At 72.8% G+C, this 20,269-nt stretch carries 14 protein-coding genes; 11 read left to right on the forward strand and 3 right to left on the reverse strand.

Features of this window, described 5'->3' with window-relative positions; all coding sequences use genetic code 11:
- Positions 1-85: 85 nt before the first annotated feature.
- The 4 genes from ACFWUY_RS17065 (at position 86) to ACFWUY_RS17080 (ending at position 8,841) form a co-directional block, all read left to right on the forward strand.
- Complete coding sequence (locus ACFWUY_RS17065; RefSeq protein ID WP_384108145.1) at positions 86-3,157, forward strand: protein kinase; 3,072 nt, start codon at positions 86-88, stop codon at positions 3,155-3,157.
- 144 nt (positions 3,158-3,301) lie between these two features.
- Complete coding sequence (locus ACFWUY_RS17070; RefSeq protein ID WP_384108150.1) at positions 3,302-5,128, forward strand: protein kinase; 1,827 nt, start codon at positions 3,302-3,304, stop codon at positions 5,126-5,128.
- 176 nt (positions 5,129-5,304) lie between these two features.
- Entirely contained in the window at positions 5,305-6,972 is a 1,668-nt protein-coding gene (locus ACFWUY_RS17075) for a succinic semialdehyde dehydrogenase (protein WP_384108153.1), read from the forward strand.
- A 39-nt stretch (positions 6,973-7,011) separates the two neighbouring features.
- Positions 7,012-8,841 carry a GMC family oxidoreductase N-terminal domain-containing protein gene (locus tag ACFWUY_RS17080; protein ID WP_384108156.1) on the forward strand — a complete coding sequence of 610 codons (1,830 nt, stop codon included), beginning with the start codon at positions 7,012-7,014 and terminating at the stop codon, positions 8,839-8,841.
- 701 nt (positions 8,842-9,542) lie between these two features.
- Here ACFWUY_RS17080 and ACFWUY_RS17085 read toward each other — a convergent pair.
- Positions 9,543-9,833 carry a chorismate mutase gene (locus ACFWUY_RS17085; protein ID WP_384108160.1) on the reverse strand — a complete coding sequence of 97 codons (291 nt, stop codon included), beginning with the start codon at positions 9,831-9,833 and terminating at the stop codon, positions 9,543-9,545.
- Positions 9,834-10,155: 322 nt separating this feature from the next.
- Here ACFWUY_RS17085 and guaA point away from each other — a divergent pair, with 322 nt between their 5' ends.
- The 4 genes from guaA (at position 10,156) to ACFWUY_RS17105 (ending at position 14,730) form a co-directional block, all read left to right on the forward strand.
- Positions 10,156-11,757 carry a glutamine-hydrolyzing GMP synthase gene (gene guaA, locus ACFWUY_RS17090; RefSeq protein ID WP_384108162.1) on the forward strand — a complete coding sequence of 534 codons (1,602 nt, stop codon included), beginning with the start codon at positions 10,156-10,158 and terminating at the stop codon, positions 11,755-11,757.
- A 105-nt stretch (positions 11,758-11,862) separates the two neighbouring features.
- Entirely contained in the window at positions 11,863-12,651 is a 789-nt protein-coding gene (locus ACFWUY_RS17095; RefSeq protein WP_384108164.1) for a class II aldolase/adducin family protein, read from the forward strand.
- A gap of 176 nt (positions 12,652-12,827) precedes the next feature.
- Positions 12,828-14,060, forward strand: coding sequence for a hypothetical protein (locus ACFWUY_RS17100; protein ID WP_384108166.1), 1,233 nt, complete (start codon positions 12,828-12,830; stop codon positions 14,058-14,060).
- Positions 14,061-14,151: 91 nt separating this feature from the next.
- Positions 14,152-14,730 (forward strand): DoxX family protein, encoded by a 579-nt coding sequence (locus ACFWUY_RS17105; RefSeq protein WP_384108168.1) that lies wholly within the window; start codon positions 14,152-14,154, stop codon positions 14,728-14,730.
- Between the two features lie 156 nt (positions 14,731-14,886).
- Here ACFWUY_RS17105 and ACFWUY_RS17110 read toward each other — a convergent pair whose 3' ends face one another.
- Positions 14,887-16,233, reverse strand: a complete 1,347-nt coding sequence (locus tag ACFWUY_RS17110) for a PspC domain-containing protein (protein ID WP_384108170.1) — start codon at positions 16,231-16,233, stop codon at positions 14,887-14,889.
- Between the two features lie 156 nt (positions 16,234-16,389).
- Between ACFWUY_RS17110 and ACFWUY_RS17115 the strand changes: the two genes are divergently transcribed.
- Both ACFWUY_RS17115 and ACFWUY_RS17120 read left to right on the forward strand, forming a co-directional pair.
- A complete protein-coding gene (locus tag ACFWUY_RS17115) occupies positions 16,390-17,652 on the forward strand; it encodes a PspC domain-containing protein (RefSeq protein WP_384108172.1) in 1,263 nt (420 codons plus the stop codon).
- Entirely contained in the window at positions 17,649-18,365 is a 717-nt protein-coding gene (locus ACFWUY_RS17120) for a LuxR C-terminal-related transcriptional regulator (RefSeq protein ID WP_384108174.1), read from the forward strand. The genes ACFWUY_RS17115 and ACFWUY_RS17120 overlap by 4 nt, the downstream gene beginning before the upstream one ends.
- Positions 18,366-18,408: 43 nt before the next feature.
- On the opposite strand, the gene ACFWUY_RS17125 is transcribed toward ACFWUY_RS17120, so the two are convergent.
- Entirely contained in the window at positions 18,409-19,524 is a 1,116-nt protein-coding gene (locus ACFWUY_RS17125) for an NlpC/P60 family protein (RefSeq protein ID WP_384108178.1), read from the reverse strand.
- Positions 19,525-19,866: 342 nt separating this feature from the next.
- On the opposite strand from ACFWUY_RS17125, the gene ACFWUY_RS17130 reads away from it, so the two are divergent.
- A complete protein-coding gene (locus ACFWUY_RS17130; protein WP_030549133.1) occupies positions 19,867-20,220 on the forward strand; it encodes a hypothetical protein in 354 nt (117 codons plus the stop codon).
- Positions 20,221-20,269: the final 49 nt, after the last annotated feature.

Here is a 20,269-nt window from a genome sequence, read left to right on the forward strand (position 1 = left end):
GGAACTGACGGACTCGCGTGATCCCGCACGATCCCGAGGGATCCGCGGGCCCACGGGGGACAGCGTGCGCGCGTGGGGAGGCGTCGTGGACGACTACGCGGGAAGGGTGCTCGCGGACCGCTACCGCCTGCCGCTGCCGCCGGCGGACGCGGACGTGCACGGGGCCGCGTACGCCCTGGCCGAGACGCGTGCCTTCGACACGTACAGCGGGCAGGAGGTCCTGGTCCGCCAGGTGCCGCTGCCGGAGTTCGTCGACGCCGAGGTGCTCGACGAGGAGGGCGACCGGGCCGGTTCCCACGGGGGCGCGGGGCGGGCGACCCGCCGCCCGGCCGAGCCCGTCGTCCGCCGCGCGATCGAGGCGGCCCAGGCCGCAGCGCAGATCCCCGACCACCCCCTCCTCGACCAGGTCTTCGACGTCTTCGCGGAGGCCGGTTCGCTGTGGATAGTGAGCGAACGCGTGGCGGCCCGGCCGCTGGCCGCGCTCCTCGCCGAGCGCCCGCTCAACCCGTACCGGGCGGCCGAGATCGGCGCCGACGTCCTCACCGCCCTGCGCGCGCTCCACGCCCACGGCTGGGTGCACCGGAACATCACCTCCCGGACCGTGCTCGTCTGCGACGACGGCCGGGTGGTCCTCTCGGGCCTCGCGGTGGGGGCGGCGGAGGAGGCCCTCTGCGGGTACGCGCCCGTACCGGAACAGGAGCAGGAGCCGCACGAAGCCGCCTGGCGCGCGCCGGAGGAGGAGTACGGGCCCGGGGAGTACGGGCCCGAGGAGTACGGGCCCGAGGAGTACGGGCCCGAGGGGTACGGGGCTGAGGGGTACGGGTCGGTCGAGGACGGTTCCGAGGGACACGACTCCGAGACGTACGGACCCGACCTGCCCGACCTGTACGAGGCGGAGGTCTACGAGGAGGCGGACGAGCGGACTCCGTACGGGGCGGAAACGGTCGAGGAGACGGCGGAGGAGCCGTACCACGGTCAGGACGCCGAGCCGTACGACTCCGGGTCGTACGACTCCGACACGTATGCGGTCGAGGAGTACGGCTCCGGTCCGGCCTCCGACGACCCGGGCGCGGACGGCGACGCCTCCCCCTACGGAACCCACGGAACCCACGGAACCCACGGAACCGTCCCCGGCCCCGGAGCGTACGGCGCCGACCCCTACGGCCGTTCCCGCCCGCCCGCCACCGAGACGCAGCCCGCCGCCGCGCCGCCCACCGCCGACGTACGGGCCGCGCGGGCCGGGGCCATCGCCGCCTACCGGGCCGGTGCCCGCGCCGCCGCCCGCCTCGGTGAGACCGGCGCGCTCCCCGTCCAGCGTCCCGCGCCGACGGACCCGCCCGAGCCGCCCCCGGCACCGACGGCGCAGGCGGCGGGCGCGCCCGAGCCGCAGTGGTGGGCGCGGGTGGCGGACGACGAGGACGACGAGGACGACGGCGACGAGCCGTACGGCGGCGGCCCGCAGGCCGGTCCGCCGCCGCGCGTGATGCTGGCCGGCAGCTGGAGCGACGGCCCGCACGCCTCGCGGGACGGTTCGGGGCCGATCCCGGCCGGTGGGGGTTCGGGCCCGGGCCGCGGCCCCGTGCTGCCGGGTTCGGGCCGTCCGGCCCTGCCCGCCGGGTACACGGCCGCGACCCCGGACCCCGCGCGCCTTCCGGTCCCCACCGGCGCGCGGGAGGAAGCGCCGGTCGTCATCCCCGCGCAGGCGGACCGCGGCCCCACCACCCGGCTCGCCGCCGAGCGGGCCCGGCAGACCCGTATCGCGGTCGTCGGCGCCGTCACCGAGCGCTGGGCGCCCGAACAGGCGGGACCCGTCCACGAGAACTGGCGGCTGGCCCCGCCCATCGGCCCCGCCACCGATCTGTGGGCGCTCGGAGCGCTTCTCTACCGGGCCGTCCAGGGGCACGCCCCCTACCCGGAGGACAGCGCCGCCGAGCTCGTCCAGCTGGTCTGCGCCGAGCCACCCGCCTTCGCCGAGGAGTGCGGTCCGCTCCGCCCGGTCGTGGAGTCCCTGCTGCGCCAGGACCCCACCGAGCGGCCCGACTTCGAGGAGCTGCGCGGCTGGCTGCGTTCCCTCGTGCGCTCGGCACCGGAGCCGGATTTCGGCGTCGGAGTCGTACCGCTGCCGTCCTTCGACGAGACGCGGCTGCCGATCGTGCGACGGCGGGGCGAGCTGGTGCGCCGCCGGCGCGGGGGAGCGGGCGCCGGGCGCCACCGGCACAAGCGCGGAAAGGCCCCGCGCGCCGCGGCCCGCCGCGAGGACACGCACCCGCGCGGACCCGAACCCACCCCCGTACAGGCCGACGGTCATGGGGAGTTCCACGAGTCGCGCAGGCCGTCGTCGTACAAGGAGCGACACCAGGAGTCGTACCGGGAGCCGTACCAGGAGTCGTTCCACGAGGAGATCCCGCAGCGCGCCCCCCGCGCCCCGCGCCCGTCGTCCTCCCGGTCCCAGGGGTCCCCGCGCGCCCTCGGCCGTACGCTCCTGGTCCTCGTCCTCCTCCTGCTCGGCGGCGCCGTCGCGTACGCCGTCCTCTTCCTGCCCGGCGAGGGCGAGACGCCCACCGGGCCGAGTACGCCCACCGCCGACCGGACCCCGCGCACCACCCCGCCCACGCCCACCGGACGGCCGTCCGCGAGCACGGCGTCACCGTCCGCCGCGCCGCGCACCACCCCGCCCGCCGCGGATCCGTCGGCTCCCGCGCTCGCCGCCGGGTACGCGGTGCGCCAGGACCCCGAGGGCTTCCGGATCGGGGTGCCGAACGGCTGGCGGCGCAGCCCGATCAACGACGCCGGGCAAGTGCGGTACACGAGCGGCGACTTCACGATGATCGTCGTTCCCGGCCGTGACAGCGTCCGTGACAACGGCTCCGACCCGCTGGAGTACCAGAGCGTCAAGGAGCGCGAGCTGGAGCCGTGGCGGACGTCGAGCTGGTCGCGGGTGGAGAAGGCCCGCCGGGTGGACATCGGCCGGACGCCGACGGCCGAGGGCCACTACGTGTGGCTGGACAGCACGGGCCGCGAGGTGTTCGTGCGCAATCTCGCCCTGATCGACGGTGGCAGGTACCACGTCGTCCTCGTCATCGGTCCGGAGGGCGAGCGCGACAAGGTGTCCGAGATCTACGGCGAGGCCACGAAGGCGTTCCGACCGGGGCGCTGAACCGGGCGGGGCTTCCGCGGAGCCCGCCCGGAGGCCGGAACGTCACCAGCCCCCGGTCACAGTGCTGTTCCTATGACCGCCCCGAGGTTCCGCCGTCCGTACCCCCCTCCGTAACCTGTCATCCGAAGGAACGGGCGGGGGCTAGTGGAACATTCTCAGAGCACAGGGGCGGGGCTGTTGCTCGCCGGTCGCTACCGGCTGGGCGAGTCCATCGGACGCGGCGGCATGGGCAAGGTCTGGCGCGCGCACGACGAGGTGCTGCACCGCGTGGTGGCGGTGAAGGAGCTGACGGCGGGCCGGTTCGTGGCCGAGGCCGACCGGCTCGTGCTGCACGCCCGCACGCAGAAGGAGGCGCGGGCCGCCGCGCGGATCTCCCACCCGGGTGTGGTGACCGTCCACGACGTCCTGGAGCACGACGACCGGCCGTGGATCGTCATGCAGTACGTCGACGGGCCCTCGCTCGCAGACGCCGCCAAGGAGACGGGCGCGATCGAGCCACGGGAGGCGGCGAGGATCGGGCTGCACGTGCTCGGCGCGCTGCGCGCCGCGCACGCCGCAGGGGTGCTGCACCGGGACGTCAAGCCGGGCAACGTGCTGCTCGCCCGCGACGGCCGCGTCCTGATCACCGACTTCGGGATCGCGGCGATCGAGGGAGACGCCACGATCACCCGGACCGGTGAACTCGTGGGCTCCATCGACTATCTGGCGCCCGAGCGGGTACGGGGCGGCGATCCGGGGCCGGCCTCCGACCTCTGGTCCCTGGGCGCCACCCTGTACACGGCGGTGGAGGGCACTTCGCCGTTCCGCCGGACCTCCCCGATCAGCACCATGCAGGCCGTGGTGGCCGAGGAGCCGCCGTATCCGGAGAAGGCGGGGCCGCTGGCCGCCGTCATCGTGGCCCTGCTGCGCAAGGATCCGGAGCAGCGGCCGCAGGCCGACGAGGCCGGACGGATGCTGCTCGACGCGATGGAGGGACGGACGCCGGAGGCGGCGCAGGCGTACGTACCGACCCAGCGCGTGACCAGGACGGACCTGGACGGAACGGGAGACGGGACCGGCTTCGGCCACGGCCTGGTGGAGCTGAGCGAGGAGGACGACGGAGAGGGGGGCCGGGACGCCACGGGACCGACGGGTGCCTCCCGCGCGTCCGGACCGGCCCGTACCGCCCAGTGGCCCCAGCCGCCGCAGAGGCCCGAGTCCTCCACGTACCACTCGCCGCAGAGGCCCGAGCCCTCCACGCACTACCCGTCGCAGAGGCCCGAGCCCTCCACGCACCGTCCCGTCGCCTCTCCGTCCACCGTGGTGCCGTCGCCCACCGCTCCCGGGTCGTCCCCCGGCCGTGGCCGCTGGCGCACCGCCGTCCTGGCCGCCGTGCTCGCCGGGCTCGTCGCGGGCGGCGCCGTCTTCGCCGCCATGAACTACGCGGACGCCGACCGGAACGGCGGCGGAGGCGACGGCGGACGGACCGCGGCCACCGGCCCCGCCCCCTCCACCGCCGCCAAGGGCCTCGCGAACGACGTGCCGGCCGGCTGGCACCGCGTCCACGACCGGGAGGGCTTCAGCCTGCTCGTACCGGACGGCTGGAAGCGGCAGACGGAGGGCGACCAGATCGACTACACCCCGGACAACGGCAACCACCGCATCCGGATCAGCATCGACAGGAGCCCCGACTTCGAGAACCCGTACATGCACGCGCTCGACCTGGAGCGCGTCCTGGAGAAGCGGATGGACTACACCCGGATCAAGCTCGGTCAGGTCACCTACCGCGACCAGGTCCGCTCCGCCCAGTGGGAGTTCACCTGGACCGAGAAGAAGGACTTCCCCGGGCCGCGGCACGCGATCGACCTCATGTACTACGAGGACGACGGCACCGAGTACGCCATCTACATGTCCTCGCCGGAGTCGAGCTGGGAGACCACCCGCGAGCAGTTCGACATCGTCCTCCAGCACTGGCGGGCGCCGGGCGACTGAGCTCTCGGAAGCCGGGCGACCGAACCCGCCGGAAAATCTCCGAGGAGAGCCTCCTTCAGTCACAAGCCCCTGATCAGGGCTTATGTGCCAGTGATCGCTGGCGCGATGCGCGTACCCGGTGAAAACGCGTTACCGACGGGTACCCAAAGGGCGGAAGGCGGCTTACGCTCGCCCTCATGACGGACTCGCAGGCCCCCGCCGCCCCCTCGGTTCCCGACACCGCCGCCAAGGCGCCCGCAGCGACCGGGGCGCCCGCCGCGGCGACCAACCCGGTCGCGCCCGCGCCCGCCGGCGCGCGCACCGCCGCCGACGTCGTGACGCCCGAGGTGGTCGCCCGGCTCGTCCGCGGTGTCGTCGGCTCCGGCCGTACCGCCAACCACACCCCGTTCACCGGGGAGAAGCTGGCGGACCTGCCCGAGTCCACCCCCGAGGACGTCGCCGAGGCCTTCGCGCGCGCCCGCGCCGCCCAGGAGCCCTGGGCCGCGACCCCGGTCAAGGCCCGCGCCGCCGTACTCCTCCGCTTCCACGACCTCGTCCTCCAGCGCCAGTCCGAGGTCCTCGACCTCATCCAGCTGGAGACGGGCAAGGCGCGCCTGCACGCCCACGAGGAGGTGCAGGCGGTGGCCGTCGCCGCCCGCCACTACGGCCGCAAGGCCTCCTCCTACCTGCGCCCCCGTCACCACACCGGTGTCGTCCCGACCCTCACCAAGGTCACCGAGCTGCGCCAGCCGCGCGGGGTCGTCGGCCAGATCGCGCCCTGGAACTACCCCCTCGAACTCTCCGTCGGCGACGCGCTGCCCGCCTTCGTCTCGGGCAACGCCGTCGTCATGAAGCCCGACACGGAGACCGCGCTCACCGCGCTGTGGGCCCGTGACCTGCTCATCGAGGCCGGACTGCCCGCCGAGGTCTTCCAGGTCGTCCTCGGCGAGGGTCCGGTCGTCGGCCCCGAGGTCGTCAAGCACGCCGACTACGTCTCCTTCACGGGCTCGACCCGCACCGGTCGTGAGGTCGCCCAGGGCGCCGCCGCCCGGCTCGTCGGCGTCTCCCTCGAACTCGGCGGCAAGAACGCGATGCTCGTCCTGAAGGACGCCGACATCGAGAAGGCCGCCGCCGGCGCCATCCGCGCCTGCTTCTCCTCCGCCGGCCAGCTCTGCATCTCCATCGAGCGGCTGTACGTGCACGAGTCGGTCGCCGACGTCTTCCTCGACCGCTTCGCCGCCCGCACCAAGGCCATGCGGCTCGGCAACTCCCTCGCGTACGGGGCGGACATGGGCTCCCTCGTCGGCGAGCGCCAGCTGGAGACCGTCACGAAGCACGTCGAGGAGGCCGTCGCCAAGGGCGCCACGCTCGTCGCCGGCGGCGTCGCCCGCCCCGACATCGGCCCCCTCTTCTACGAGCCGACCATCCTCGACGGCGTCGAGGCGCCGATGGCCGTCTGCACCGAGGAGACCTTCGGACCGGTCGTCTCGATCTACCGCTTCACCGACGAGGACGAGGTCGTCGCCCTCGCCAACGCCACTCCGTACGGCCTGAACTCCTCGGTCTGGACGAAGGACTCGCGCCGCGGCCACGCCGTCGCGGCCCGGCTGCGGACCGGCACCGTCAACATCAACGAGGGGTACGCCCCCGCCTACGGCAGCGTGCAGTCCCCGATGGGCGGCATGAAGGACTCCGGGCTCGGCCGACGTCACGGCTCGGAGGGCATCCTCAAGTACACCGAGGCCCAGACCGTCGCCCAGCAGCGGCTCATCCCGCTCGCGCCCTCCTTCGGGATGGACGACGAGAAGTACGCCGCTTTCATGAGCGTGTCCCTGAAGGCGATGAAGGCCCTGCGCCTGCGCTGACGCACTTTCCTTTTCACACCTTTTCGTACGAGGAGAGCCATGGCCGCGGTACCCCCTACCCAAAATCAGGAGAACGCCGGGAACGCCGGGAACGCCGGGAACACCGCGTACGACTACGACGTCCTCGTCGTCGGCTCCGGCTTCGGCGGTTCGGTCACCGCCCTCCGTCTCACCGAGAAGGGCTACCGGGTCGGCGTCCTCGAAGCCGGACGTCGCTTCACCCGCGCGAGCCTGCCCAAGAACTCCTGGGACGTGAAGAACTTCCTGTGGGCCCCCGCGCTCGGCCTCTACGGCATCCAGCGCATCCACCTGCTCGGCAACGTCATGGTGCTCGCGGGCGCCGGCGTCGGCGGTGGCTCCCTCAACTACGCCAACACCCTCTACGTACCGCCCAAGCCGTTCTTCGACGACCCGCAGTGGAAGGACATCACGGACTGGCAGGACGAGCTGCGGCCGTACTACGACCAGGCCCAGCGGATGCTCGGCGTCCGGCTCAACCCGACGACGACCCCCTCCGACGTGCACCTCAAGGCGGCCGCCCAGGCGATGGGCATCGGCGACACCTTCCACATGGCACCGGTCGGCGTCTTCTTCGGGGACGGTGACGACGCCGACGGGACGGCGAAGGCGAAACCGGGCGGCGAGGTCCCCGACCCGTACTTCGGCGGCGCGGGCCCGGCCCGTCGCGCCTGCACCGAATGCGGCGAGTGCATGACCGGCTGCCGTCACGGCGCCAAGAACACCCTCAACGAGAACTATCTCCACCTCGCCGAGAAGGCGGGCGCCACCGTCCACCCCATGACCACCGTCGTCACCGTCACCGAGGACTCGCGGGGCGGCTTCGCGGTGAAGACCCTCCCCACCGACCGGCGGAGGAAGGGGAACGGGCGGACCTTCACCGCCCGCCGGGTGGTGATCGCGGCCGGCACGTACGGCACCCAGACCCTGCTGCACCGGATGAAGGACAGCGGACTGCTGCCCCGGATCTCGCACCGGCTCGGCGAACTCACCCGCACCAACTCCGAGGGCCTGGTCGGCGCGCAGACCACCGACCGCCGCTACCGCGCGAAGTTCGGCAAGGAGAAGGCCGACTTCACCCGCGGCGTCGCCATCACCTCCTCCGTCCACCCCGACGCCAACACCCACATCGAGCCGGTGCGGTACGGCAAGGGATCCAACTCGATGGGCAGCCTGACCGTCCTCCAGGTGCCCTACGGGGCCCACCGGGTACGCAACTGGTTCCTCAACCTGCTCAGGCACCCCACGCTCGCCGCCCGCTCGCTCTCCAACCGGCACTGGTCGGAGCGGACCATCATCGGCCTGGTCATGCAGTCCCTCGACAACTCCCTGACGACCTACCGCAAGCCCGGCGGCCTCGGAAAGGGCCTGCTCACCGCCCGCCAGGGGCACGGGGCGCCGAACCCGGTCCAGATTCCGGAAGCCACCCGGGCCGCGACCCTCCTCGCCGAGGAGATCAACGGTTTCGCGGGCTCCAACGTCGGCGAGCTGATGGGCACCCCGCTCACCGCCCACTTCCTGGGCGGCTGCCCGATCGGCGCCGACGCCGAGTCCGGCGTCATCGACCCGTACCACCGGCTCTTCGGCCACCCGGGGATCTCCGTCGTCGACGGGGCCGCCGTCTCCGCCAACCTCGGCGTCAACCCGTCCCTGACGATCACGGCCCAGGCCGAACGGGCCATGTCCTTCTGGCCGAACAAGGGCGAGGAGGACACGCGCCCGCGCCAGGGAGAGGCGTACGTACGGCTCACGGCCGTCGAGCCGAAGTCCCCCGCGGTCCCGGCCGAGGCCTTCGGCGCCCTGCGACTGCCGTTCCTGGGAATGCCGACGGTCCCGCCGAAGAAGGTGTGAGTCATGTGCGTCACCTGCGTTACCTGCGTCACCTGAGACACAGGAAAGGGCGCTGCACCCCCCTCCGAGTGCAGCGCCCCAACCAGCTTTTTGGTGATGCTGCATAGATGACCCGCGACCGGCGGGATTGGTTGTAGCGGTTGCACAGGATCTTCGTGTGACGCGCGTCACGTTCGATCTGGTGCGGTGCGGTGCGGTGAGGGTGAGGTGCGCACGGGCAAGGGCCCCGTGCCCGCGATTCGAGTCGCGACGGCACGGGGCCCTTGGGGTCGGCACCGGTGTCAGGGCAGCTGCGGTGCCGAGCGGGGCGGCGCCGGGAGGTCGCGCCGCGCGGGGGGAGGAAGGCTGGAGGGACGCAAGGACCGGGGACGGGGGTGACGGGGGACGGGGGACGGAAGATCGGCCGGTTGCGGCCGGCCCCGGGCGTCCCCGGGGCCGACCGCCCTTTCTGGGTGACCGGACTGCTGTCCCCTGCTGTCCGGTCACAAGCGCTGGTGCGAGGTCCCACGACGTACCGGAGTACGCCACACGCCCCAGCGAAGCCACGCGTGGTTTCTTACGGGCCCGCCCCTGGCTGGCACGGACACCCGGACCAACGAAGCCGGGCCGGAGCCGGTCACGCGCCGTACGGGTGAGAGCGGGCCCGAACTCAGATCCGGGAACCCACTCGGGCGCGGGTCCGGGCGCGGGCGCAGGCGCGCTCAGACGCGTCCCCGGCACAGTTCGAGCATCGTCATCGCCAGCGTCGTGCCCGGCTTGCCCAGCGCGTCCCGGTAGTGGCCGAGGACCTCCATCTCGCGCGCCAGGTTCACCCGGCGGCCACCGGAGGAGATCCGGGCCTCCTGGATCACGGCCGAGACGGCCATCCGTTCCTGGATCAGCCCGATGATCCGGTCGTCGAGCGCGTCGATGCGCTCACGCGCGCCACCGATCAGCGCCGCCGCCTCGTCGGTGCGGGCGCCGGTCTTCTCGGTCTCGGTCAGAGCGGTCATGGTGGGGCTCCTCGTGGTGTCGGACGCCCTGGACCGATCAGGCCCGGAAACAGCAGAACGCCCCGGGCCTTGTCGGCCCGGGGCGCCTGGGAAGTCGCTTGTCAGTTGCTCAAGCAGCACGACCATGGCAGCCGGTGGGCCGGTTGCCATAGGTAAAGACGAAGGTCGTGAGCTTGCGCATGGCGACAGTATGGGCCCCCGGACCGATCCGGAGCCAAACCGGGTTCGGATGGTGAGACGAAAAGCGTCACCGGCGCGCCGGTAGAATCGACAAATAGCCCCCCTCTCGGGGGACCCTCCCTACCGCCGGAAGGCCGCCGTAGTGTCATCAGCGACTCCCGCTGCCGCGCCCGACGTCTCCAACCCGGACGTAGTCCTCGTTGTCGACTTCGGCGCCCAGTACGCCCAGCTCATCGCCCGCCGTGTCCGTGAGGCCCGGGTCTACAGCGAGATCGTCCCGTCCACCATGCCGGTGGCCGAGATGCTGGCCAAGAACCCGAAGGCGATCATCCTCTCCGGCGGCCCGTCCTCCGTGTACGCGGAGAACGCCCCCCGTCTCGACCGCGCGCTCTTCGAGGCGGGTGTCCCTGTCTTCGGTATGTGCTACGGCTTCCAGCTGATGGCGACGACCCTCGGTGGCACCGTCGACAACACCGGCGCCCGCGAGTACGGCCGGACCCCGCTGCACGTCTCCAAGGCCGGTTCCACCCTCTTCGAGGGCACCCCGGTCGAGCAGTCCGTGTGGATGTCGCACGGCGACGCCTGCTCCGCCGCCCCCGAGGGCTTCTCCGTCACCGCGTCCACGGACGTCGTGCCGGTCGCCGCCTTCGAGAACGACGAGAAGAAGCTGTACGGCGTCCAGTACCACCCCGAGGTGCTGCACTCCACGCACGGCCAGCAGATCCTGGAGCACTTCCTCTACCGCGGCGCCGGCATCGAGCCGAGCTGGACCACGGGCAACGTGATCGAGGAGCAGGTCGCGGCCATCCGCGCCCAGGTCGGCGACAAGCGCGCCATCTGCGGTCTCTCCGGTGGCGTCGACTCCGCCGTCGCCGCCGCGCTGGTGCAGAAGGCCATCGGCTCGCAGCTCACCTGCGTGTACGTCGACCACGGTCTGATGCGCAAGAACGAGACCGAGCAGGTCGAGAAGGACTTCGTCGCCGCCACCGGCGTCCAGCTGAAGGTCGTCGACGCGCAGGAGCGCTTCCTCACCGCCCTCGCCGGCGTCTCCGACCCGGAGACCAAGCGCAAGATCATCGGCCGTGAGTTCATCCGCGTCTTCGAGCAGGCCCAGGCCGAGATCGTCGCCGAGTCGGCCGGCGCCGGCGAGGACGTCGCCTTCCTCGTCCAGGGCACGCTCTACCCGGACATCGTCGAGTCCGGCGGCGGCACCGGCACCGCCAACATCAAGTCCCACCACAACGTGGGCGGCCTTCCCGAGGACCTGGAGTTCGAGCTCGTCGAGCCGCTGCGCCAGCTCTTCAAGGACGAGGTCCGCATGGTCGGCCAGGAGCTCGGCCTGCCCGAGGAGATCGTCCAGCGCCAGCCGTTCCCCGGCCCCGGCCTCGGCATCCGCATCGTCGGCGAGGTCACCAAGGAGCGCCTGGACCTGCTGCGCGAGGCCGACGCCATCGCCCGCGAGGAGCTCACCGCGGCCGGCCTCGACCGCGAGATCTGGCAGTGCCCGGTCGTCCTGCTCGCCGACGTCCGCTCCGTGGGCGTCCAGGGCGACGGCCGCACCTACGGCCACCCGATCGTGCTGCGCCCCGTCTCCTCCGAGGACGCCATGACGGCGGACTGGTCGCGCCTGCCGTACGACGTGCTCGCCAAGATCTCCACCCGCATCACCAACGAGGTCGCGGACGTCAACCGCGTCGTCCTCGACGTCACCAGCAAGCCGCCGGGCACCATCGAGTGGGAGTAGTCGCTCCCGTAGGTGTGTGAGGCCGTCGTCCCGGGGTTCCGGGGCGGCGGCTTCGTCGTGTCCGGGCTCTGGTGACTTGCCCGGCCGGGCGTTACCTTCCGGCGCATGAGCGTGATACCCGAACCCGTCCCCGTCGACCGGCTCCACTTCGCCCTGCCGCCCGTCCACGCGACGGCCGAGGAGGAACGCGTCCACCGCAAGCAGCGGCTCGCGGGCGCGCTCCGGCTCTTCGGACGGTTCGGTTACGAGGAGGGCGTCTCGGGCCACATCACCGCGCGCGACCCCGAGTACCCCGACGCCTTCTGGGTGAACCCCTTCGGGGCGCCGTTCGAGGAGGTGACCGCGAGCGACCTCATCCTGGTCAACGGCGAAGGCCAGGTGCTCCGGGGCGGCCGGCACGTGAACCAGGCCGCGTTCACCGTGCACGCCCAGGTCCACCGGGCCCGGCCCGACGCCGTCGCCGTCGCCCACACCCACTCCCTCCACGGGCGGGCCCTCGCCGCGCTCGGCGAACTCCTCGACCCGATCACCCAGGAGGCCTGCGCCTTCTACCAGGACCATGCCCTCTACGACGCCTACACCGGCGTCACCGTGGACGCCGAGGAAGCACGCCGGATCGCCGTCGCCCTCGGCACCTTCAAGGCGATCGTGCTCCGCAACCACGGGGCGCTCACCGTCGGCACCTCCGTCGACGCGGCGGCCTGGTGGTTCATCGCCCTGGAACGCTGCGCCCAGGTGCAACTGGCCGCGCGGGCGGCCGGCAAGCCGGTCCTGATCGACCACCGCGAGGCCGTCGCCACCCGCGAACAGCTCGGCGGCGACCTCGTGGCCTGGATCAACTACCAGCCCCTGTGGCGCAGGATCAGCCGAACGGAGCCCGAACTCCTGTCGTAACACCATCGCTTCACCCTTCTGTACGTCAATGGGATGGCTCGTCAATCACTCTCCGGTAGGGCGCGCGTGGCAGGCGCGGAAGCCGCCGGTACGGCACAATTCCGTGGAGCCGACCGCTGGTTGACCCTCCAGGACACCCGGTACGTGTCGTGAAGTGAGCTCGGGAAGTGAGCACCGTGGCGGTTCAAGAGGCGAGACAGTACGGCGAGCACGCGGCGGCCTGTGCCGGTTGCGCCCACTGCGGACAGGCCGGCCACCGGCGCGCCGTCGCCGCCTTCCTCGCCCGGCGCGACGAACTCGCCGCCGGACACGGCGTCCCCGCGGCCGTCGCCCACTCCCCGCTCGCCGCCCGCCAGTGGGTCTCCGACGAGCTCGCCCAGTCCGCCCGCGCGGTGGCCGTACACGGCCGGGAGGCCGGGGCGGCCTGGCTCGACCGGGTACGGCTCGGGGGCGTGTGCGCCGTCTGGGGCGCGGTCCTCGTCCTCCTTCTCGGCCAGGCCCTCACCGCCGTCGGGGGCGGCTGGACCGGAGCCCGCACGGCCGGCCTCTGCACCGCCCTGGTCCTCGCCGTCCTCCTCAGCGCCGCCGCCCACGCCCACCGCTCCCGCGGCGGGCTCCTCGCACCTCTCGTCGGCGAGGACAACCGGCTCTCCACCACCCGTGCCGTCGCGGCCGCCTGGCTCCTGTTCCTCGGCTACACCCTCCTCTTCCTCGTCCTCCTCGCGCCGGGCACGACCGCCTTCGGCCTGGCCAGGGGCGCCGGCCTGCTGACCGTCATCGCCCTGGTGTCGGCCGTCACGGTGGCCGCCCGCCTCGTCGTCGCGGTGGGGATCGCGTCCCGCCGCCTCCAGAAGGTGCGCGCCGACCGCCCGCGCGCCGCCGATCTCCTCTGCGACGACAACGGCCGGGCCGACCTCGCCGACGTCCAGTACCTCCTCGTCTCCGGTTCCGTCCTGGTCCTGGCGGTCGCCGGACTCGCCCGCCACCCCGCCGGGCTTCCCGAGGTGCCCTGGACCCTCGTGGTCCTCCTCGGCGTCTCGGCGGCCTGGCACCTCGCCGCGAAGTGCACCGAGGGCGTCCGCCCCGTCATCCACTCGGTGGTCAGGTCCAGGGAGGCGGGCGACCTCGACGCCCCGATCCGCACGGGCGACGACATCGAGATCCGCGGCTGCGGCTTCGTCCCGCCCGGCGCCGGCGCTCCCGACCCGCTGACCCGGCTGGTCGTCCGCATCGGCCCGGTCCACGCCCACGTGCCGCTGGTCCCGGTCCCGGGCGGCTTCGCCAACCCCACCGACGCCTCCCTGACCGTTCCTCTCCCGGCGGACGTGGAACCGGGCCGGGTGGAGGTCTCGGTCGTGACGGCGGCGGGCGTGGAGACCAACCGGGTCACGATCGACGTCGTGGACTGAGCGTCCGGCCCCCTTCCCGTATCCCCGGAGCGCGGGGACGAGGAGAATCGTTCCGCGAACAGTCGTACGGGGCATGGAGAGGTGACCGACGATGACGGGTCAGGCGGACCGGACGGACGACGCGGGCGACGGCACCCAGGGCACCGGTGGCACCGGCCGCCCTGCCGAGGGGCAGACCCTCCTCGACCGGTGGAAGCTCGTCGTCGACAGGTGGAAGGCGGTCGCCCCCCGCTACGCCCTCCTTCCGCTCCGGCTCTTCCTCGGCATCACCTTCGTCTACGCCGGGCTGGACAAACTGACCGACCCGGCCTTCCTCGCCGACACCGGCAGCGGCTCCATCGGCGAGACGATGCGCGGAGTCCGGGACACCTCGGCCGTCCCCGCCCTGGTCGACCTCGCCCTCAGGAACCCCACCGGCTTCGGGTATGCCATCTGCCTCGGAGAGCTCGCCGTCGGGATCGGAACCCTGCTCGGCCTCTTCGCCCGGTTGGCGGCCCTCGGGGGCGCGCTGATCTCGCTGAGTCTCTGGCTGACCGTGAGTTGGCAGGTGCAGCCGTACTACCTCGGCAACGACCTCGCCTATCTGATGGCCTGGCTCCCGCTGGTGCTGGCCGGGGCGTCCGTGCTGTCGCTGGACAGGCTCCTCGCCGAGCGGCGCCGTATTCGATAGGCGACCCAGGTCGCGAAGCCGGCCGCTCCCAGACCACCGCAGAGCACCGGGATCACCGTGTACCACGGGGTGGTCCAGGATCCGGTGGCGTCCCCCGCGTAGGCGGCGGCCAGGGCGAGCGCGGTGAGACCGACGAGCAGCCGGCCGGGGCGGAACTCATGAAGCAGCACGGGTGACCTCCACCTGTCCGATGCCGACCTCGAGCGAGAGGTCCAGGGTGCCCGCCGGGACGGTCCCGGCCGGCGGGTTGAGCGTGCGGTTCTCCGTACGGTCCGGGGAGATGTCGATGTCGTTGGGGGGCTGACCCGGCAGCTGCAGATCACCGAGTCCCACCTCGGCGCGCACCTTCACGACGGCGTCCTTCGGGACGATCACCTCGAGTCGGCCGGCGCCCACCCCCGCGCCCGTCGAGACGGTCGTGCCCGCCGGCACCTGGAGTCGCGACAGGTCTAGCGTGCCGATTCCGGTGCCCACCTCGTAGTGGGCCTGCACGGCGGTGACGGAGGTCGGCTCCCATGTCTCGCGGATCCACTCCGTGGAGATCCGGTCGGGCAGGGCCGTGGCCAACGCCAGCAGACCCGCCGTGATCACGGTGGTGAAGATCGTGCCGAACCCGGTCCGGCCGAGGAAGCTGCTGACGACCAGGCCGAGACCGAACACCGCGAGGGCGGCGACCAGACCGGTCTGCAGACTCGTCCCGAGCGGCTGGGACTCCCAGGTCAGGGCGGTGCCGACCACGGCCGCGACCATGGCGAGCAGCTGGACGAGACCGCCGATGGAGAGCGGACTGCGCCGGACCGAGGGCTTGGGGCGCCCGGAGGTCGAGCGGTCGGGCCCCCACTGGCTGCCGGGCTTCGGCACCTCGCCGTCCACCCGGCCGTCCTCGTCCAGGAGGCCGTGCGGCCCCCACAGGTAGCCGACGGCCACCTTGCCCGTCGAGCCGTCCTTGACTATCGGGTCCTTCCACCACGAGGGGAACTCGACCAGCGGCGGCGCCTTCGTCTCCGGCGGGGCTTCGGCGACCGCGAGAGCGGCGGCGGCCGATTCCACCCGGCCTTCGGGCTCCACCGCACCGACCTGCCGGCGCCGCGACCAGACCGCGGCCGCGCACACCACGAACGACACCAGGAGGGCGGACCCCAGCATCGTCCCGCTGTGCAGCATCGACAGGAAGATCCCGCAGCCCACCAGGGCCATCAGCACGGCGGCCAGCGACCCACCGGAGACCCGGCCGGTCAGCAGTCTGCGTCCCTCGCTCTCCTCCTCGCCCGCGAGCGGGACCAGCAGCCAGGCGAAGCCGTAGAAGATCAGCCCGAGGCCGCCCGGCACCGACAGCACGCCGACCGCGACCCGGAAGATCACCGGGTCCAGGTCGAAGTGCCGACCGAGGCCGCCGCAGACACCGCCCACGACCTTGCTGCCGCGCGAGCGCCGCAGTGGCGGGGCGGTGACGGCCTCCGCCGGCGGCGGGGCCTCGTGCTGCGAAGGCATCGAACTCGTCATGCCTCCATGGTGACGGGCCGTGACGTCCAGCGGCACCGGGGCCGACCCTGGCCCGACCCTGATATTCGGCGCCCCTCCTTCCCCGAGGCGGTACCAGGGACGATCTCAGGGCAGACCCTGATGCCCCGCGCGGACCGAACGTGTGACGATCAGTGCATGTCCGCAGCCGCTCGTGTCACCGAGACCGACGAACCGCCCGTGCGCAGGCTCTACAGGAGCGCCGACGGGCGATGGCTCGGCGGTGTCGCCCGCGGTCTCGCCGGCCATCTCGGCCTGCCCGTCGTCTGGGTGCGGGTCGTCTTCCTCGCCCTCTTCCTCACGGACGGCCTCGGCCTCCTGCTGTACGCGGCGTTCTGGATCGTCGTCCCGCTCGGTGTCGGCGGACGGACCGCCCCGCGGCCCGTCTTCGAGACCACCCCGGACGGGCGCCGAAGACTGCGCAAGCCCGATCGCGGACAGGTCGTCGCCCTCATAGCCCTCGCGATCGGTGGCGCGGTCCTCGTCGGAAGCATCAGCTTCGAGAACGAGTCCGGACGGTACATCTGGCCCTTGATCCTCGTCTGCGGCGGCGTCGCCCTGGTCTGGCGCCAGGCGGACAACGCCCGCAGGGCCAGTTGGACCGACGGCGGACGCCACAGCCGCGCCTTCCACCTCGCACGCGGCCTCGCCGGCGTCGCCCTGGTCGGCACCGGCCTCGCGGTCTTCGTGGTGGTCCGCGGCTCTGTCGCCCAGCTGGGCACGGCCCTCACCGCCGCCGTCGCCGTACTCACCGGCATAGCCCTGCTCGCCGGCCCCTGGCTCGTGCGGATGTCCCAGGACCTCACGGAGGAGCGGACCATGCGCATCCGGGCCCAGGAGCGCGCCGAGGTGGCGGCCCACGTCCATGACTCCGTGCTGCACACCCTCACTCTGATCCAGCGCAACGCCGACGACGTCGGCGAGGTGCGCCGCCTCGCCCGCGCCCAGGAGCGGGAGCTGCGGAACTGGCTCTACAAGCCCGAGGGCACCGGCAAGGACGAGGAGCCCGACACCCTGGCGGAGGCGGTGAAGAAGGCCGCCGCCGAGGTCGAGGACAAGCACGGAGTCCCCCTGGAAGTGGTCGTCGTCGGCGACTGCCCGCTCGACGACGGACTGGTCGCGCAGATGCAGGCCGCACGCGAGGCGATGGTCAACGCCGCCAAGTACGGTGGCGAGGGCGGGGCCGTGCAGGTGTACGCGGAGGTGGAGGGCCGCACGGTCTTCGTCTCGGTGCGGGACCGGGGGCCGGGTTTCGACCTGGACGCGGTGCCCGAGGACAGGATGGGCGTACGAGAATCGATCATCGGCCGGATGCAGCGCAACGGCGGCACCGCCCGGCTGCGTTCCGTGCCGGGTGGGGGCACCGAAGTGGAGCTTGAGATGGAGAGGGCGGACGGATGAGCGACGAGACCGGGGCAGCGACCGGGACCGGTGCGGGGACGGCGGGCACGGAGCGCCGGGTGCGGGTGGTGCTCGTCGACGACCACCGGATGTTCCGCACGGGCGTGCAGGCCGAGATCGGCCGGACCGAGGTCACCGGGGTCGAGGTGGTCGGCGAGGCCGCCGACGTCGACCAGGCGGTCACCGTCATCACGGCGACCCGACCCGAGGTCGTCCTCCTCGACGTGCACCTTCCGGGCGGCGGCGGGGTGGAGGTGCTCCGGCGCTGCGCGAGCCTGATGGGTACGGCGGAGGACCCGGTCCGCTTCCTGGCCCTTTCGGTCTCGGACGCGGCCGAGGACGTGATCGGGGTGATCCGGGGCGGTGCCCGCGGCTACGTCACCAAGACGATCACCGGTACCGATCTGGTCGACTCGATCTTCCGGGTCCAGGAGGGCGACGCCGTCTTCTCCCCCCGGCTGGCCGGGTTCGTCCTGGACGCGTTCGCCTCGACGGACGCGCCCCCGGTGGACGAGGACCTCGACCGGCTGACCCAGCGGGAGCGGGAGGTGCTGCGGTTGATCGCCCGGGGGTACGCGTACAAGGAGATCGCCAAGCAGCTCTACATCTCGGTGAAGACGGTCGAGTCGCACGTCTCGGCGGTGCTGCGGAAGCTCCAGCTGTCCAACCGCCACGAGCTGACCCGCTGGGCCACCGCCCGCCGCCTGGTCTGAGGGCACCGTGGGGATCCACCGCCGGGACCGGCCGGGTCGGTCCTCAGCCCACCCGGGTCGCTCCGGCGAAGGGCATCTCGTCGATCGGGGCGACCCGGATCGGGGCCCCCGGCCGGGGCGCGTGGATCATCTGGCCGCCGCCGATGTAGAGCCCGACGTGGCTGATCCCGGAGTAGAAGAAGACGAGGTCGCCGGGGGCGAGCTGGGAGCGGGAGACGCGCCGGCCGGCGTTGATCTGGGTGTACGTCGTGCGGGGCAGGGAGACACCGGCGGCGCGCCAGGCCGCCTGGGTGAGGCCCGAGCAGTCGTACGCGGAGGGGCCCGTCGCCCCCCACACGTAGGGCTTGCCGAGCTGGGCGCGGGCGAAGGAGACGGCCTCGGCGGCCCGTGTGTTCGGGGCGGCCACCGGTCCGCGCTCGCCCCCTGTGGAGCGGTCGGCCCGGACGGTGGTGGAGCCGCCGGAGGCGGCCGTGCCGTCGGTGCCGCCGTTCGCCGTCGAGGTTCCGGAGCCGTCCCGGTCCGCGGTGGCGGCCTCGTACCGGGCCCGTTCCTCCGCGGTCAGCCGGGCGAGCAGGGTCCGTGCCGCCCGCAGCTTGCCGAGCACGGCCGTCTTCTGCCGCCGGAGCTCCGCCTCGTGTTCGCGCAGCGCCGTCAGGCGTCCCGCCGACTCCTCGCGCAGCTGTCGGATCGCGGTGAGCTCGCGCCGTACGGCGCTGACGGCGGCCGCCTGCCGGTCCCTGGCCTTCTCGGCGAGCGCGGCCCGCTCCAGGTACTCGTCGGGGGAGGACGTGAGGGCCAGCTGTACCGCGGGATCGAGGCCCCCTGACCGGTACTGGGCGGCGGCCATGGCCCCGAGCCCGTCCCGCGCGGTGTTGAGCCGCTGGGTCCTGCGGGCGGCCTCGTCGCGCAGCCGGTCGAACGCCGCACGGGCCTCGTCCGCCTTCTCCTTGGCCCCGTTGTACCGCTCGGTCGCGACCTCGGCCTCCTCGTAGAGCCGGTCGGCCTTCGCCTTGACCTGAGCGGTGGTGGGCCGGGGTTCCGCGTGCCCGGACCCCTCGAAGAGCGTCGCGGTCGCGGCGGAGGTGAGGGCGAGGGTGGCGGCGGTGCGGACCGCCTGACCACCGAGGGGCGACTGCTTGGGTTTTCGGTGTGCTGCCACGAGGGCGGGTCACATCCTCTGCCTGGGGGAAACGGGCCCACCGGGCCGACGGCGGGCCGCACAGGGGGACGGTCCGCCGCCGGGTTTTCTCGGCGGGGGTGACCGACAACCGTCGGAGCGCCGACGGTGGTGGGGAGCCGGCCACCTGGTGAAGGACGCTAAACCTGGGGTCACGCCCGGGCGACGAGTTGACCGCTATTGGCGAGAGTTGGCGGTCGAGGACCGCTCGTTTTCGCCCGGGGTGACAGGCCGGGGGGCATTCCGGCCGTCGGCCGACCGAAGCGCGGGAGCGGGTGGACCCGGCACGCGGGCGGTGCTAAGGCCCCGGTTAGGCTCCGCCCCATGGACGTACTCATCAATGTCTTCGTCGCCCTGCACATCATCGGTATCGCCTCCCTGCTCGGCGGATTCCTCACCCAGATGAAGGCGATGGGAGCCGGTACGGCCCGCTTCAGCCCCGCGATGCTGCACGGCGCGCTGACCATGCTGGTCACGGGCGTCGCGCTCGTCGGCCTGAACCAGGCCGACGACCAGACCGTGAACAACCTCAAGATCGGCATCAAGCTGGCGGTGCTCGTCGTCATCCTCGGCCTGGTCTACGTCAAGCGGGACGAGGAGAAGGTCGACAAGGGCCTCTTCGCCGCCGTCGGCGGCCTGACCACGGCGAACATCTTCATCGCGACCCTCTGGGTGTGAGCGCTTCCACAGAGACCGTCCCGAAGGCGGGCCCGGATGTCGGTGGGGC

The organism is Streptomyces sp. NPDC058664 (genome assembly GCF_042716635.1).
In the GTDB taxonomy this organism is placed as follows: Bacteria; Actinomycetota; Actinomycetes; order Streptomycetales; family Streptomycetaceae; genus Streptomyces.